We start from the raw sequence: 16,544 nt of genomic DNA, 5'->3' as shown, positions 1-16,544 counted from the left end.
CGCGATCGACGGATAACGAACGGATAACGAACTGAGGCAATAATTTAAGTTACAAATTAATACTGTAATCTTCGCGATCCCTGGTTAAATTAGGACTGTAACACGGATCGCGATCGATAATGGTTTTCCACTTTTCGCGCATATAATCAATTTCTTGAGAAAACCGCGCAATTTTTTCTGGAGTATCTTCAAAACCGCGACTTTTTGACTCGTAATGGTAGAGAACCACGTGGGGTAAATACAGGTTTCGATACCCTTTTTCTACCATTTTTAAACATAAATCAACATCGTTAAAAGCAATTTTAAGGTTTTCTTCTTCAAACCCGCCAATTTCCTCAAAAACTTCCCGCCGACACATCAAACAAGCTGCGGTGACTGCCGAGTAATTATTGACCGTTTTCAGTTGGAAATAATAGCCCGGAACCCCAGAGGGAAAATTCTTGTGGCTGTGTCCGGCGACCCCACCCAAACCGATCACGACCCCGGCGTGTTGAATCGTCGAATCGGGATACAATAATAAGGCGCCCACGGCCCCAATGGAAGGGCGTTGCACTTGTTCGACCATCGCGGTCATCCAGTCGGGATAGATCGCCTCCGTATCGTTATTTAAAAAGAGGAGATAGTCGCCCTTTGCTTGGGTGACGGCGTAGTTGTTAATCTTGGAAAAATTGAAGGGAATATCGAGTGGTTCGCAACGGAAGCGATCGGGTTCTTTCGCCTTCCATTTGTTGAAAACTTCTAACGTTTCCGGTTCCGTACTGCCGTTGTCGATGACCAGAACTTCGTAATTGGGATAGGTCGTTTTTTCAAATATAGAGGTCAGACAAGTATTGAGGGTACTGCCATAATTTCGGGTAGGAATAATGACCGTAACCAAGCGATAATCTTGAATATGATAACGAACGATCGCGTGTCCGCCTTCGGTCGCTTCCACCCGTCCCGGTTCGCCCCGTCTTTCTAAGGCTTCGGCGATCGCCCGAAATGCAGCATCGGTGGCGTAACTCTTATTTTCTAACTCGCTGGCGGTGGATTGGGAGTGAATGCGCCAGTGATATAAAATTTTAGGAATATGGTAAATCTTATCAGTTTTTTCGGTTAATCTCAAGACTAAATCGTAATCTTGAGATCCTTCAAATCCGACGCGGAACCCACCAATTTCATTGACGAGCGATCGCCGATAAGTTCCCAAATGACAGGTGTACATTCTCGATAAAAATGAATCGGGACACCAATCGGGTTTAAAGAACGGATCGCGTAATTGATTGTTGTCGTCAACTTTATCTTCATCGGAATAAATCATATCGGCTTCCGGATGAAGATTGAGCATTAACGCGACTTCATACAGGGCGTCTGCATTGAGCATGTCGTCGTGGTCTAACAAGGCGACATATTCCCCAGTCGCCATTTCTAAAGCGGTGTTAGAAGCGGCGGAAATATGACCGTTTTTCTCCCGGAAGGTGACTTTAATTCGGGAATCTTTTTCGGCATATTCTTCGAGAACGGTTTTAATATATGCTTCGCTAGAAGCGTCATCGGCGATGCACAATTCCCAGTTTGGATAAACTTGATCCAAAACTGAATCTAAAGCCGTTCTCAAGAATCGTTCTGGGGGATTGTAAACGGGCATTAAAATGCTAATTAAGGGCTGGTAGGGAAAAACTTTCAACGTTTGTGCTTTTTGCCGTAAATCGGCTGCCCGGGCGGAGTTTTGACTTAACCAATAGTGATAGTCTTGGAGGGGATGGGCGACTTCGGGGGCGCCCTGACTCGGTAGGGGGGTTTCGTCTAATTTGTAGTAAATTTTTTTAAAAACTCGGGCTAAAGCGTAGCGGGTTCCTTTGGTTTTCCAAGACTCGTAAAACCGTTTGGACAATCGCTGGAGGCGGATGAGTTGTTCGGGCGATCGCGCAAAAGAATTTCGCAGCATTAGAGGTTCGTTAAGGTGAGAGGGACCGTCAGAGGTGGAGGAGTCGGAACCGGGGGAAATGGGCGAAGGAGGAGTTTCTAAAAGGAGATGTTCTTGATTTAGAGGTCCTCTTTCGCCCAACCCAACTTTTTTTTTACTTTAAACCACTGGGTTCTCAGTTTCCAAAACTTACTCGTTTTCATTGCCTCAATTTCAAGATGGGCGTGTTCGACTTGAAATTGAAGTTGATGGATGTGGGCGGTTAAGTCTGTTTGAATTCGTTCAAAATTCTTCGCTTGGCTATCAATTTGAATTTTGAAATCATTTTTTGTTTCTTCGAGTTGTTGGTGCGATCGCCGCAGGTCTTCGAGTTGCCGTTCTAACTCATTTTGGGCTTGTTCGTGGCTGTGTTTGAGGCGATCGCATTCTTCTTGGTGCGATCGCCGTAATCTTCCTAGGCTTTGGGTTTCCGCCGCTAAATTACTTTGAGTTACCCGCAGGCGATCGCGCAATTGTTCCAGTTCTAAACTTAAGCGATCGTTTTGTTCTCGTTCTTGTTTGAGTTGACTCTCTAACTGCCGATCTTGTCGGTCTACACTGTTCTCGTGACTGGCGATCGCCCTTAATTTAGCCTCGGATTCTATCAGTAAAGACTCGCAGAACTCTAATTTTACCTGGGTTTCTGCTAATCGTTCTTCGAGATCTTCAACTTTCTCTTCTTCTTTGAGCTTTTCGCATTCTATTTCTGCAAAAACATTGGCAAAGTTGCTCGCATATAAGCCAATATGTTTGGCACAAATATAGCGAAACAGTTGTTTGCGATTTTCGGGAATATTGCAGCGACTCACCATCGAGTCCGGACGAAAGCGATACTCGAATAAAGCTTCTTCAATGCAAGCAAACTGCCAGCCTTTTTCCGCCGCCCCCAACCAGAAATCCCAATCTTCATAACCCAATTTTTCGGGAATCTGCGAGTCAAAACCGCCGCAATCTTGCCAAACGGCTTTGCGGAAAACGGCGCAAGCATCGATATAATTCCCTCGCATCAAGCGATTGATATCGAAGGGAGGAACTTCGCGAATTCCGTTTTCTTCGCCGAAGATTTCCGCCCAACTGTAAACAATACCAATTTCGGGAGAGTCTTCGAGAATTTCGAGCGATCGCGGGATATATTCGGCTTTAATCCGATTATCCGAATCTAAGGGTAAAATATAGTCCCCGTTCGCCTGTTCGATCGCCAAATTGCGGGCGGCGGCTAATCCTCGATTGTCGCTGTCAATAATTCGATAGCCTTGTTGTTTTAAATAACTCAAGACCTTTTGGGTTTTTTCGTCGGTAGAACCGTCGTTGACGATAACGATTTCCCAGACGGAGTCCTGACAGCTTTCGACGCTGGCGATCGCCTCTAAAAGATATTCCCCTTGATTGAAACAAGGAATAATAACCGAAACTTTAATTTCGAGATCTTGGCGTTCCTCAACCACGGTGATTTTCTTCCCTTTCACGCTTTACCGTTCGCGAATAAATTCACGGATAATTTACTGGCGATCGCCTCTTTGAATTGAAAAACTTTTTCTTTTGCTCTCCAGGTTCGCGACCCTTTGACGGCGGCTAATTCCGCCTCTCTCTGGGCAATATGTACGTGTAATTGCTGTTTCTCTTGTTCCCACTGGTGGGCGATCGCTTGCTGGTGCATTTGCGCTTGTAAGGTGCGATAGTGAAGCAGCATCGCCGATTTTTCTAAGGGGGTTTCTGTCGGAACTGCAACGGGGAAAAAGGGGCTGGGAATATCGGCGTTTCGGTCTAACTCTTGCAACAATTGCTCGTATTCCGGGAGTTGGGTTCGTAGGAGTTGGACGAAAGGATGACCCGGATCGAGTTGTTTGAATAAGTCGGGGTGAAATACCTGTTGAAAAATACGCTGACGATCGCGCCGTTCCAGCTTAAAATTGAGCTTATCTTCTAACAACTCGACTAAGCGTTCCGGCTGTTGCAAAACAGAATTGATATTAAATAAAATGCAGCGATCGCGGTGTTCTTGATAAAATTGAAGTAAGTGGCGGTTGTAATATGCCCAAGCTTTGAGGGCGTAGTCGGGATGTTTTGAAAAAATGGCGCTATTGAGGCGTAAAATGGAATCGGCGACATCCCAAGGTTGGCGATAGACGAACAGATAGCGCGCTTCTGGTAACAGTTGATGCCAAAAGTCGAGCATTAAAGTCGTGCGCGGATCTTTCCATCCCCAAACGCCATTTTTCGGACGGTTTTCAATGAGCGATCGCGCCTCTGGTTCGTACTGGTTAAATTGGCGGCGATCGAGGGTTTCTTGTTGCGTCCAACCCCAATCGTGCCATCCCGGATCGGTGCGATCGCAGCTTTTTTGCAAGACCGATCGCTGGAATTCCAGAAAGTCTACATCTTCAAAATACCCTTTTTGATTGAAGCGATCGCCTTCGAGGAGATTGTCTCCGAAATCGACCCCAATCGCTTTAATAAAAGATGCCGTTAGGGAAGTCCCCGAACGGTGCATTCCAGTGACGATCGTCGGCAGCGACATAGGCAATTAACGCAACAATAAACGGGAGAGCAACCCAGTTCGAGAACGGATCGAGCCGAGTTGGAGTTAACGTTCCTTTACAATATCACGGACGGCGTTTGTACGTGGGTGGGCTGCGGGGATTGGCGGACGGGTTGAGGGCGATCGCCTCATGCTTTACCGCCACCCATGAGATAGAGTAAAGCCATGCGAACGGCGACGCCACTGGTAACCTGCTGGGAAATTAAGCTAAATTCCGGATCGTCCATCAAATCCGAACTAATTTCAACGCCGCGATTCGCCGGACCGGGATGGAGAACCTTAACCCCACGATTGCAGGCTTGGAGGCGATCGCGGGTAATCCCGTAACGCTGGTGATATTCGCGCAAACTCGGGAGTAAATGCTGACTCATTCGCTCTTTTTGCAAGCGCAACGTCATCACGAAATCGGCATTTTCTAACGCGGGTTCGACCTGCCAATGTAACTGCAATTGTCCCGATCGCCCCACGCCAAAATCGGCGAATTCCTGCGGTAACAGCGTCGGGGAACTCGCCAAATGTAATTCCATTCCGGCGATCGCCGTCAAACTCCAAATATTAGAACGGGCCACGCGAGAATGTAAAATATCCCCGACGATCGCGATCTTTTTCCCTTTTAATAATTCTAGACGGGGACGCTCCGGGTCGAGCAACGAACAGATCGTAAATAAATCGAGTAAGGCTTGGGAAGGATGTTCGTGTTGTCCGTCCCCCGCATTGAGAACCCCGACATTCGACGCCAGACGGTCCATCTCGTCGGCAATCGCTTGGGGAACTCCCGCGTCTCGATGACGGATCACCATCAAATCCGTTCCCATCGCCAAATAGGTTTTAGCAGTGTCTAAAATCGTTTCGCCTTTGGTCAGCGACGAACTACTCGCGGCAAAATTTAACGTATCGGCGGAAAGCCGTTTGGCGGCGAGTTCAAAACTGCTGCGGGTTCGCGTCGAAGGTTCAAAAAATAAGTTCGCCACTACCTGACCTTGTAAAGTGGGAACCTTTTTCATCCGTCGCGAGAGAACCTCGCGAAAACTAGCCGCCGTTTGCAGGACTGTATCGTATTCGTCCGGCGTAAAATCCGCCAGTGAAATAATGTGGCGGCGAGTCCAAGAGGGGGTAGCCATGCGAGTGATTCAATCCAATCGTTGCTTTAAAAACCAGAGTTTCAAGCTGCTAGCTGGTCTGCTGGCGATCGCCGTGAGTGGTTGCACCCCGCCGCCACTTCCCGAAGAAAGCGAGACGGCGCCGACGGTAACCTCCACCATGCCAGCGCGGCCCGAACCGACCCCGCAGCGCCCAGATCCGTCTACACAGCCGTCTGTCCCGGCGAGGTCGCTTTCTAACAATACCGTGACCGCGACCATCTATAAAGCCGATCCGTTTTGTAAAACCTTGGAACCGCAAACGGTGCAAGTTGCGGCGCAAAATCCGATGGAAGCAGTCGTCGGTAAAATCTTGGAGTCTCCCGGAACCGTAGATTTCGAGTTAGTCGGTTATCGCGTCGCCGTAGACCCCACCACCAAAGTCGCCACGGTGGATCTACGGTTATCCCCCACGTCCCGCCGACAATTTATTTCTTTAGCCAGTTGCGAACAATTTGCCTTATTTGGCAGTTTGAAAAAGACCCTCACCAGTCATCCAGATTGGGCGATCGAATCGGTGGAATTTACCGATCGAGGTAAGGCGATCGAATTTTAGCCAAGAGGAGGAAATCGGGAGGGGGAAATTGAGAATTGCGATCGCCCACCCCCCCGGTGGTGGGGGCATGTTGCCTGCCTCTAACAGGCTTCCCCAAGCTAAACTCTAAATTCTAAACTCTAAATTTTATAAACTCCTCAAAACAATCCTCGATAGCGAATAAACAATAAAATTGCCGCCCAAGACCCCAAAGCGACCTTAAAAGCCACCAAGATATTCAATAACGGAATAATTCCACCACTGAGTAAGGTTCCCATTTCGCCTTCGGGGAGGGCAAAACCCGCTAACGAGATCGCCGCCAACACGATAAACACTAACACCGAGAGTTTTTCCGCGATCGCCGCCCGCCAGCGTCGGTAAATTCCCTCCATCCACTCCGAATTCGACGTAATCGCCACCAAACCGATCGCCGTTCCGCCAGCGACCCCCGCCGCAAAACCGCCACCGGGACTGAGATGACCGCGAATTCCCAATTCGATACTCACTAACGCCGTAATAATTGCCCCCAAACGCGCCAGGACGATCGAGGGTTGGTCTCTAAATTGGTGAATTTCGCTCAACGGTTGTTCGTTGGCGAGTAAAAATTTCGCTCCCATAATGGCGATCGTAAACACGACCACCTCAAAAATCGTATCGTACAAGCGGTTTCTAAAAATAATCCCGGTCACCGCATTGGGAACTCCACTATCGGCAACCACCAACTCGACAATCGAAGGGTCTGGCAACTCCAAGGTTGGATTGGGAATCACCATAAATTTTAAATAAATGGCGACGACAATCCCTAAATAAACCCACTTCATTAGTGTTTCCCTCCTTGATTGCCGTATTCTTCCGGAATCACCAAATGAATTTGACTCGTCAGTTGCTCTTTTTGCATCAATTCGTAAAGTCTTCGCGTCCGGGTTGTCATCACGAAGGGGGCGTCTTCTGTCTCGATGTCTACAGGGGAATTGACCGTTTCCGCGATCGCGTGAATCTCTTTATTTAATAAAGCTTGGTGTAACTCCTCCGACCCGCTATAGGTCACTAACTCCAAGCGCAAGTGATAGGGCGTAAACAGGTTATTTAATTGCGTCCACAGTTTCCCCCACTGGGGATCGCAGCTTTCTCCTTTGACCGCCGACGCTTGCACCCCCAAACGTAGCACCAACGACGATCGCACCGCCACCGCATACAGGGTAATCGCCAACATCGTTCCGACCAAAGCTTCCGTCAGGGCCACGTCCGCCGCCCCCAACGCCGCATACACTAGGGCCGCGACCGACCCCAAAATCCCGCGCAAGATTAATGCATGATAGGGGTTTTGCGATCGTACCAACATCAGCGCCGTCAACGGGAGTAACCCCACAATCGGATAAAGATACGCATCATTCATTGGTTGATACTCCGGCGAGCACAGTAGGCCAAAACATAACCTAAAATCGTATTCCAAATCGCCAAAGACAGCAGGGCTAACAGTAATAACGGCAATTCTTTGGGAATCTTTAATAACAGTCCGAAGACGATCGCGATCGAGCCGAGAATATCCGCCACCGAAAGAGTGTGCAGTTTAAATAACACCGATCTCGAACCGAGTAAAGGCCAGGTTCCCCAAAACCAGAACACCAAGCCGACGATCATACAGAAATAACTCAAAAACTCAACCATAAAACCCCCGTTCCGAGACCTGATTTAACCGTTTGACCACATTCGCCAACAGCATCAACGCTGCATTTCCTACACTGAGAATCAGTACCCCGACGACCCCAATCATCCAATCGTCGCGGAAAACGGAAACCACCAAAACCATAATCGATGTTTTCGTTTGGATGCTCGCAAAAGCTAGCATTTTTTGCCAAATATCATCGGCTTTCCACGCTTCGTAAATAGGGATTAACAAACACAAAAACATCCCGAGAAACAAAATGCCATTCATCCGGGCTATCCTCGCTTAATCTTATGAACTTCGTACCAACCATCCTCGTGGTACTTTAAAACAATTGTTTTAGGGGTGAACGTAATTAAGAAAATATCTAGAAAAATCAACCCGGGGGTTCGCCTTGGCTTGACTCGTTCTAAGGTCACTTCCTCTTGTACGTGAGGACTGACCATCATTTGCAAGGCTTCCCAATAGGCTTGGGGGACGGCGATGATAATTTCCCAAAATACCCGCAACCAATCGGTTAACGCACTCGGGGTTTTATGCAATCCGGGTAACAGAAAGCAGACCGCAAGCCCGATCGAAATATTGGCCGGACTCAAATCGCTGGTGAGTAAAAACCAAACCGCCAATCGTAAGGTTAAGTTGAGATAGCCAATCATACAAACACCGTCCAAAACAGTAGAACTAAAATCGCGCTCATCACCCCAATTAGATGCTCGAATTTCTCCAACACTCTCGGTAATTGAAACTTAAGCGGTTTGACCATAACAAAATAGGCCAACCACGCGACGGCGATCGCCCCCACCGCTTTTAACATATTGGGTAAGGTATAAGCAGGCCAATAGAATACATTGCCGAGCAGTAGAGCGCAAATGAGAAAACTGGCCACCCATTTCAATCCCGGTTTGATGCCTTCCCCTTGGCGTTTGTGGGGCAAAAAGATAAATTTTGCAAAAATCAAAGCCGTTCCCACCGAAGCCACGTTCATGACTATTTCCTGCCAAGATCCGAGGCTTTTTAAGGTCAGCGCCTTGGCGGAAAATCCCATCCACAACGGACAGCCCGACATAGACAAACTGCCGAGAATGAGAGGAACCCACAGGGAGGTATGCATCGGCTTTTCTTGGAGTTCGTCTAAATTTCGGCTCGGTAAAGAACCGCTCATTAAAAACAACAGAGACTTGACTACGCCGTGGCCTAAAGCGTACATTCCCGCCGCCACCGGAGCCACCATCAGCCAGCCCAACTGCGAAATGGTACTCGATGCTAAAATGCGTTTGCTATCTTTTTCAAAAAGAGCGTAAATCACGCCAAAAAATGCAGTGGCCATTCCTAACATTTGCAAGGTTGGCGTCAGTTCTTCCATTAATAATCCACACCGTAATAGGGGAAAAACGCCTGTTTTGACCACGACTCCCGACAACATGGCGGAAACGGGGGTTTCCGATTCGGAGTGGGTTAAGGGTAACCACAACCCGGATAGAAAAATTCCTCCTTTGGTTAACAATCCTAAAAAGATTAAGGCGAGAGCTTCGGGAGGGGAGTTAATTAATCCGGTAAAGGCAAAGGAGTTATTGGCTTGATAAACTAAAACAGCTCCGACGAGATAAAATAACATCGCCGTGTTGCTGATAAAGAGGTAGCGCAAGGCCACCCAGATCGAGCGATTGGTTTTGGGATAGGAGACTAATAAAAAGGCGGCAATGCCAATGACTTCTAAGGCGACGTACAAACTCATGAAGTCCGCACAGATGAAGACTGCATTGACGCTACCGTGCAAAATAATGGCCTGACTGTAGAAAAAGGCGCTTTTTTGTTGAAAAATGCAGTACCCTAAAACTGCCGCCGTGACTAAAGCGTTGGTGAGAATGAAATAGCCACTTAATTGGTCGAGGAGGAGGGTGACCCCGAAGTGGTCTAACAGTAAGATTTCCCGCAGGGTCTGGTCTAACAAGACTTGCACCCCGTAGCCGCCGGAGAGAAAAACCATCCCGAACGCGAGATAGCGATCGAGTTTGGGGAGTAGGTAAATGGTTAGGCCGACGAAGAGAGAGAGGGTAATCCAGGCAATGGTCAGAACAGTCATGGCGTGTTGTCTTGTTCGATGCGATCGGTTTCTAAGGTGGGATTGTCGTGAGCGAGTTTCATCGCACTGACGAGCATTAATGCCTGAATCGAAAAGCCAATGACAATGGCGGTGAGGATGACGGCTTGAGGGACGGGGTCGGCATATTGGACGTTGTTTTCAGGGTTGACAATGGGGGTGCCAAATCCCAGACGGGAGGCGATGACCGTGTAGTAGGCAATCACTCCGGTACTCATGACGTCCATTGAAATAATTTTCATTAACAAGTTGTGTTTAAAAATAATGCCGATAAATCCGACGAAAACGGTGGCTAAAACGCAGGCTTCTAACACGATTGTTATGGGTGACTGAGGTCTTAAAGGGTATTTTAGTGTGTTAGAATTAATTTAGCACGATTTTATAGTGTTACAACAATACGGCACTATAAAAAAATTATTGTGCAAGGCTTAAAGATCGCTGATGTGTAGAATCGCCAATATTGATGCGGTAGTGGAAACTGAAGCATGGTAGTACCGACAAGCCGTGAAACCGGGCTGATGACGAGTCAGTCGGAGTGGTCTTTTTTGGAGTTGTTTGGGCGTCAGGCTCAATTTCAACAAATTACGCACACCCTGGCGAATCGCCGCGATTTATTGATTGCGGGAGTACCGGGGAGCGGTCGCCGAACTTTAGTGAAACGAGCGGCGGCAGAAGTGGGAGCGAAAGTGATGGAGGTCGATTGTATCCGAGCGACGGACGGCCAGCGATTCGTTCAACTTCTATGTGAGGGGATTTCCCAAGGTGCGAACAGTCCGGAGGCGATCGCCTTTATCGAGGCGTGGACGAACTCCGAGGCATCCCAATGGTTTCAGTTTCATCCGCAGCTCGCGCGTAAGTTCTCTCTGAAGCGTCAGCCCGTTCTCACTTCGGAGCAACTCTGGCAGGCGTATAAAATTTTATTGCAACTGCCCCAACAGTTGGCGGTGGCGATGGATCGACAAGCGATTCTGATTTTCCAGGGGTTTCCCTACATTCGCGCCTGGGATCGGACGGCGAAATGGGAAAGCTGTTTGCAGGAGGCGATCGGGCAAAGCCGTCGCTGCTCGAACGCCCGTCATACGGCAGCCAATTACGTGTTAGTGGCGACCCTGGCGGAAAGTTGCAGCGTTCGGGAGGAACATCAGAACTTAGAAACGGTCTGTCTGACCCCCCTCGCCGATGACGTGGTGGCGGCGTGGGCGCAGGAAGTCCTGCACGAAGTCGGCTTGAGTTTCGATCCGACTTCGCGCGCTTTGGAAGAATTCCTCAACGCGGTTCAAGGTCACATCGGCGATGCGTCGATGGTGGTGCGCCGCTTGCGCCAACGGCGACCGGAACGGGGGCGCTTGGACGAAGCGGCGATCGCGGAAACCTTACAAGACCTACTCGCGGACTTATCCAATATCTTTGAATCCCTGCTCGTCCTACTGCCCGCCTCCCAAGTCCAACTGCTCGAATCCCTCGCCCTCGACCCGACGGACAAACCGCAAAGCCGCGAATACATCCAAAAACACCATCTCTCTCGCGGCGGTTCCTTGCAAGGGGCGATCGCCGGACTCCAGCACAAAGGGCTGATCTACGGCGCCGATCTCGGCTACCGTCTGGCCTTACCCTTATTCGCCCTCTGGATCCGGCAGCGCTTGGCTTGAAGCCCCGGGTTACGCCTTCGCTTCCACCAATTTTTCGCCCTTGAGCATCCGTCCCGCCGCTTCGAGCAAGGATTCTTCCAAATACGGCTTGGTAAAGTAGCCACTGGCACCCATCGAAACCGCCATTTGTCGGTGTTTGTCCGCACCGCGCGAAGTCAGCATGGCGATCGGCAGCGAAGACAATTGCGGGTCTTTCTGCATCCGCGAGAGCAGTTCCAACCCGTCCATGCGCGGCATTTCGATATCGCAGAACACGATATCGCAGGGCAAACCGGAACGCATTTTCTCCCAGGCTTCCTGTCCGTCCCGGGCTTGTTCCACCCGATATCCGGCCTTATTAAACGTCATCGATAACAGTTCGCGCACCGTAATCGAGTCATCGACGATCAACACCGTCGGTTCCGTCGATTCGACCACCGATTCCGGTTGACCTTCCGCCTCGGTGTCATCCCACAAACTGCTCGAACTTTCGCGGCGCAGGCGTCCCGCCGACAATTCGATCAATTCGAGAACGTCCGCGATCGCGACGATCCGACCGTCCCCCATCACCGTCGCCCCAGCAACTCCCACGGGTTTGGGAACCGGACCTTCGAGCTGTTTGATCACGATTTCCTGTTCGCCCAACACCTGATCCACTTGGAGGGCGAGATAATTCCCGGCACTGCGCAAGACGACGACCGAAATAATATCGTCTTCCGCATTACTGCCGTAGACATTACCGCGACTGAGGTGACGGTTGTAAATGAGGAGTTCGCGCAAGTGGCGGAACGGTAACATCGTATCGCGCCAGGGGATAAATGTTAGATCGTTGTCCCGGGTTTGGATGCGATCGCGCGGGACGTCGAGCATATCTTCGACCCCATCCATCGGGAACGCAATCCGGGCGCGATCGCTGATGCAGCACAGCGCCTTAGAAATACTCAACGTCAGAGGCAAGCGGATCGTAAACGTCGTCCCTTTACCCAGATTCGAGTCGATACTGACCGCGCCGCGAATTTCGCTCAAGCGAGTCCGCACCACGTCCATCCCGACCCCCCGTCCGGCGAGGTCGTCGGCTTGCTCTTTAGTCGTGAACCCCGGCATGAACAGCAAGTCGTAAACGTCGATGCGCGACATCGTTTTCGCCACATCCGGCGTAATCAGTTTTCTTTGTAACGCCTTAGCTTTGACTTTTTCCGGATCGATCCCGGCGCCGTCGTCGGAAACGGAAATCACGGTTTGGTTCCCTTGGTGGAAGGCGCGAATCGTAATCCGACCGACAGCAGTTTTATTGCGCCGTTCCCGTTCGTCGGGGGTTTCGATCCCGTGGGCGAGGGCGTTGTTGACCAAGTGGGTCATCGGGTCGTAAAGCTGTTCGAGAATCATTTTGTCGATCAGAGTCTCGCGACCCTCGACTTGCAATTCGACCTGTTTGCCAAATTTGATCGCGTTGTCGCGCACCCCGCGCGGCAGGCGGTCGGCGGTCTGGCTGAACGGCACCATGCGGGCTCGGGTCAGCCCTTCTTGGAGTTGGTTGGTGACTTGTCGCAGTTGGCGGGTCACCTGTTCGGTTTCATCGACTAGGAATTCGATGTCGGAGGCGGATTCGCGAACCCGGACGATCAGTTCGATGATGTCTTGGGAAAGGGTATGGAACGGGGTAAACCGATCCATTTCTAAGGCGTTCCAGTTATTGTCAGAACCGCGATCGTCGTTGTCGTGATTGGCTCCGGCAAAGTGGTAACTTTGGCGGCTGGCGAGCAAGGAGATTTCGAGCAGCGATCGCTCGTACAAGTCTTGCATCCGTTGGCCGACATCGGAAAGCTGTTGCACCTGATGCACCATGTTATCGAGGAACTGGCGCATCCGTTCTTGGTCTTGTTCGAGGCTGTTGCGGTTGACGACCAATTCCCCGACCAGGTTGGTGAGGTTATCGAGTTGGCGGACCGGAACCCGCATGGTCTGCTCGAAGGCGCGGGTACGCGGGGTCAACTGTCGCCCGCCGCCACCGCCCCCATGGGAACCCATGACTTCCGATCCCGCGAGCAGTTCGTCGAGGTCGGCGAAATCGTCGGTTTCGGCGCTGGCTTTGCTGGCACTGCGGCTGGCTGCCGGAGCGGTTTGAGCGGGTCGAGCCGGGGCGGCGGCGGTGTCGCGATCGCCCGTTTCCCCGGCTCTGGGGGTCGGTTCGAGTAAGCTGGCTAATTGGTCGAAGCTTTCGACGGGCGGGCCGTAGGTTAACAGCACGTCTAACTCGGCAAAGGGGCGATTCTCCTCCCCAGCTCCTACCTTCCCGCCGCCCTGCAGTGCCTGGGTGGCGGCGGGGGCGCTGGGTTCTTCGTCGGCTAAGAGGGCTTCGAGGTCTTCTAATTCGGAATCGCTGAGCACGGAGGTTCCGGTTTCGGCGCTGTCGAGGTCGCCGCCGAGGGGTTCGAGGTCGCCGAATAAGGCGTCAAAGTCGTCCTCGTCGCTGGCGAGCGAGCTTTCGGCGGCGGGTTCCTCGCCGAAGTCGAGGAGTGCCTCGAACGATGCGTCCTCGTCGCTCTCTTCGCCAAATAAATCGGCTTCCAAGCTCGCTTCGGCGGATTCGGCACCGGAGAAATCGAGGAATTCGTCGAAGTCGTCTCCCTCGCTGGCGAGTTCGGGAAAGTCGAAATCGTCGCTCGCGGCTTCGGGAGGGGCGATCGCGGCGGCGTCTTCGGCGATCGGTTCGGCGGTGTCCTCGAAAATCAGTTCTTCGGGGATATCGTCGTCGGGAATCGAATCGAACAAGCCGTCGAGGGCGGCAAATCCTTCGCTCGGGGCGCCACTGGCGTCGTCGGTAGTGGCCTCTTCGTCTTCAAAGTTTAACCAGTCTTCGCTGCTGTCGCTGCTGTCGCCGGTCTCTTCGTCGAATAAGGCGGCTCCCCCTTCGCCGAACAGTTCCGCTAAGTCGCCGTCTTCCTCGGCGGCTGGGGCTTCGGGGGTGGCTGAGGGCGGACTCCAGTCGATCGCCTCGGCACCGGGTTCGCCAAACAGGGATTCTAGGTCTTCGCTGTCGGCAGGGGTCTCGCGAACGCTGGCGGCGGGTTCTACGCTGTTGGCGAAGGCGTCGTCATTGTCGCTCCCAATTTCGAGTAAGTCGCTGAAGTCGGCGTCGGCGCTATCGAAAAAGAGAGGTTCTTCTTCGTCCTCGACCTGTAATGGAGGCACCGACGGTTCGGGGGCGCTCTGGGCTCTGGGTTCGGGTTCGGATTCGAGGGTTTCGGGGGTCGTTTGCTCGCTCGATGCCTCCCAGAGGGATTCCCAATCGTCTTCGCTATCATCAAAGAGTTCTTCGAGATTGTTGAGTTCGGTGGTGGGGCTGTCGGCGTTCGGTTCTGGGGAGGGGGTTTCGTCACCGTTGCTTTCGTCGCCGCCGAAGAGGGCATCGAAATCGTCGCTATCGTCCACTTGCGCTTCGTTCGTGTCCGTCAGGTGGCGATCGTCGAGGTCTAAGAAATTTTCGCCAAATAAGCTGGCGAGGTCGTCGTTGTCGGGGCTGGCGTCGGCGGGCGATCGCGAAGGGTCTGCGGAGGAGAATCCCTCCGAGGGACTCGATTCGCTGGCGCCGGGATGACCTTTGAATTCGGATAAGAGGTCGTCGAAGTCTTCAAAGTCGTTGTCGAGCAAGTCGTCGGACGGCAGGATCGTGGAGTCGCTCGGTTCGGTCGTGGCGGCTTCGTTGAGGACTTCTTCGGATTCCCAACGGTCATCGAGTTCGGGGGATTCGCCCTCAAATAAATCGGCGAGGCTGTTGAGTTCGGCGGAGCCGACTTCCGGGCCGTCTTGGAAGGTCGGTTTTTGGGCGTGGGTTCGGTCGCGTCCGGAATGATTGTTGTCGCGATCGCGGCTGCCGTGGGAGTCGCTACGGGAAGACGCATCCTGATTTGACATCGTTTTTTGCCTCCTGGATTCTGACGGGATCGGGGGGTTGCCATCGGGAGCGGCAATCGGACTCGCTGGGGACGCTCGGTCGCGATCCGGCCAAGCTGTCGCTTCGCGATCGCGTTCGGCGGAAAACACGGGAGATTCGGCACTCGGTCCGTCGGGGAGCAAGTCTTGCAAGCTGGGGCTGACGGCGATCGCCTCGGCCCGTCCGGCTAAGACGAGTTCTTGGGCTTGTTTGATGTCTTTGATCGTGACGGTGGCTAAGGCGTGAAAGGTTTTTTGAGGGTTGGCGATCGCCCGACTGACGGTTTGGACTAAATGGCACCACTCGGGTAAGTCGAATTGTTCTCCGGCTTGGATTAAGTTGCGACAAATGGCTTGCAGGTGTTCTCGGGTTTCCAGTTCGTCCGCTTGTTTGAACAGGTGCAACATCTCGCGCAAGCGAGCCGGAACGTCGCTCCTGAAGATCAGTTCTTTGGCACTGTCTTCTTGGGGAACGGTGATGTCATCTTGAGTTTCGGTGATTTCTTCTTCGACCCGGGGGGCGGCAGCGCTGGCGCGGCGTGGGTTGGCCTTCGCACGGGGGCTGCTTTGGACTAATTCTCCCACGTGGGTGGTCAGTTCGGCGATCGTCGGTTCGACTTGTGCGGCCACGGCGAGGGCGCGATCGTCGTCCATTTCGATCCCTTCTTCGGCCAATTCGACGAGGGCTTTGAGGGCGTCGAAGACGTGCAAGAACATCGACTCCAGATCGCGATCGATGTCGATGCGAACGTCTTGGAGTTGTTTGAAGCAATCTTCGAGTTTGTGACTGGCGTGCTGGATCGGCGACAGTCCGAGCATGGCGGCGCCGCCTTTGATCGAGTGGGCGGCTCGGAACACTTCGTTGAGCCATTCGGGATCTTCGATCGTTTTGGGCAGTTGAAGCAAGCCCTGTTCGATCGTATTGAGGTGGTCTTTGGCCTCCTCAATGAAATAGCCCATGATTCTTTGTTGTTCCGGCTGCATAGCTCGCGTTCTCTTCGCTTTAGGACGGGATCTCCCTCAGTTCATCCAGACCGGACGGGGGCGGCGGCCTGTGG

At 52.0% G+C, this 16,544-nt stretch carries 14 protein-coding genes; 2 read left to right on the top strand and 12 right to left on the bottom strand.

The window, feature by feature from the left end; genetic code table 11:
• Positions 1-49 precede the first annotated feature (49 nt).
• The 4 genes from JJD41_RS05260 to JJD41_RS05245 all read right to left on the bottom strand — a co-directional run bounded on the left by JJD41_RS05260 (position 50) and on the right by JJD41_RS05245 (position 5,605).
• Positions 50-1,927 carry a glycosyltransferase family 2 protein gene (locus JJD41_RS05260; protein ID WP_200665021.1) on the bottom strand — a complete coding sequence of 626 codons (1,878 nt, stop codon included), beginning with the start codon at positions 1,925-1,927 and terminating at the stop codon, positions 50-52.
• A 98-nt stretch (positions 1,928-2,025) separates the two neighbouring features.
• On the bottom strand, positions 2,026-3,411 hold the full coding sequence (locus JJD41_RS05255; protein ID WP_370583735.1) for a glycosyltransferase family 2 protein: 1,386 nt from the start codon (positions 3,409-3,411) through the stop codon (positions 2,026-2,028).
• Positions 3,408-4,463, bottom strand: a complete 1,056-nt coding sequence (locus JJD41_RS05250) for a sulfotransferase family protein (protein ID WP_200665020.1) — start codon at positions 4,461-4,463, stop codon at positions 3,408-3,410. Before JJD41_RS05250 ends, JJD41_RS05255 begins: the two co-directional genes overlap by 4 nt.
• Positions 4,464-4,612: 149 nt before the next feature.
• Entirely contained in the window at positions 4,613-5,605 is a 993-nt protein-coding gene (locus JJD41_RS05245; RefSeq protein ID WP_200665019.1) for an aspartate carbamoyltransferase catalytic subunit, read from the bottom strand.
• Here JJD41_RS05245 and JJD41_RS05240 point away from each other — a divergent pair.
• Positions 5,604-6,179, top strand: a complete 576-nt coding sequence (locus tag JJD41_RS05240; protein ID WP_200665018.1) for a sporulation/spore germination protein — start codon at positions 5,604-5,606, stop codon at positions 6,177-6,179. The two genes, JJD41_RS05245 and JJD41_RS05240, sit on opposite strands and share 2 nt — an antisense overlap.
• Positions 6,180-6,316: 137 nt before the next feature.
• On the opposite strand, the gene JJD41_RS05235 is transcribed toward JJD41_RS05240, so the two are convergent.
• The 7 genes from JJD41_RS05235 to JJD41_RS05205 are packed head-to-tail and all read right to left on the bottom strand — an operon-like array spanning position 6,317 to position 10,239.
• Positions 6,317-6,979, bottom strand: a complete 663-nt coding sequence (locus JJD41_RS05235) for a Na(+)/H(+) antiporter subunit B (RefSeq protein ID WP_168569096.1) — start codon at positions 6,977-6,979, stop codon at positions 6,317-6,319.
• Complete coding sequence (locus tag JJD41_RS05230; protein WP_200665017.1) at positions 6,979-7,554, bottom strand: DUF4040 domain-containing protein; 576 nt, start codon at positions 7,552-7,554, stop codon at positions 6,979-6,981. The genes JJD41_RS05235 and JJD41_RS05230 overlap by 1 nt, the downstream gene beginning before the upstream one ends.
• Complete coding sequence (locus JJD41_RS05225) at positions 7,551-7,826, bottom strand: monovalent cation/H(+) antiporter subunit G (RefSeq protein WP_200665016.1); 276 nt, start codon at positions 7,824-7,826, stop codon at positions 7,551-7,553. The genes JJD41_RS05230 and JJD41_RS05225 overlap by 4 nt, the downstream gene beginning before the upstream one ends.
• Entirely contained in the window at positions 7,819-8,094 is a 276-nt protein-coding gene (locus tag JJD41_RS05220; protein WP_168569093.1) for a hypothetical protein, read from the bottom strand. Before JJD41_RS05220 ends, JJD41_RS05225 begins: the two co-directional genes overlap by 8 nt.
• A gap of 5 nt (positions 8,095-8,099) precedes the next feature.
• A complete protein-coding gene (locus tag JJD41_RS05215; protein ID WP_200665015.1) occupies positions 8,100-8,480 on the bottom strand; it encodes a Na+/H+ antiporter subunit E in 381 nt (126 codons plus the stop codon).
• On the bottom strand, positions 8,477-9,907 hold the full coding sequence (locus JJD41_RS05210) for a cation:proton antiporter (protein WP_200665014.1): 1,431 nt from the start codon (positions 9,905-9,907) through the stop codon (positions 8,477-8,479). Before JJD41_RS05210 ends, JJD41_RS05215 begins: the two co-directional genes overlap by 4 nt.
• Entirely contained in the window at positions 9,904-10,239 is a 336-nt protein-coding gene (locus tag JJD41_RS05205) for a cation:proton antiporter subunit C (protein WP_200665013.1), read from the bottom strand. Before JJD41_RS05205 ends, JJD41_RS05210 begins: the two co-directional genes overlap by 4 nt.
• A gap of 171 nt (positions 10,240-10,410) precedes the next feature.
• Here JJD41_RS05205 and JJD41_RS05200 point away from each other — a divergent pair, with 171 nt between their 5' ends.
• Entirely contained in the window at positions 10,411-11,574 is a 1,164-nt protein-coding gene (locus tag JJD41_RS05200; RefSeq protein WP_234488517.1) for an ATP-binding protein, read from the top strand.
• Positions 11,575-11,583: 9 nt separating this feature from the next.
• Here the strand turns inward: JJD41_RS05200 and JJD41_RS05195 are convergent, their stop codons facing one another.
• Positions 11,584-16,470 carry a response regulator gene (locus JJD41_RS05195; protein ID WP_200665012.1) on the bottom strand — a complete coding sequence of 1,629 codons (4,887 nt, stop codon included), beginning with the start codon at positions 16,468-16,470 and terminating at the stop codon, positions 11,584-11,586.
• Positions 16,471-16,544: the final 74 nt, after the last annotated feature.

The organism is Oxynema mangrovii CENA135 (genome assembly GCF_016632315.1).
GTDB classification, from domain to species: Bacteria; Cyanobacteriota; Cyanobacteriia; order Cyanobacteriales; family Laspinemataceae; genus Oxynema; species Oxynema aestuarii.
This window is presented reverse-complemented; position numbering and strand designations above follow the sequence as displayed.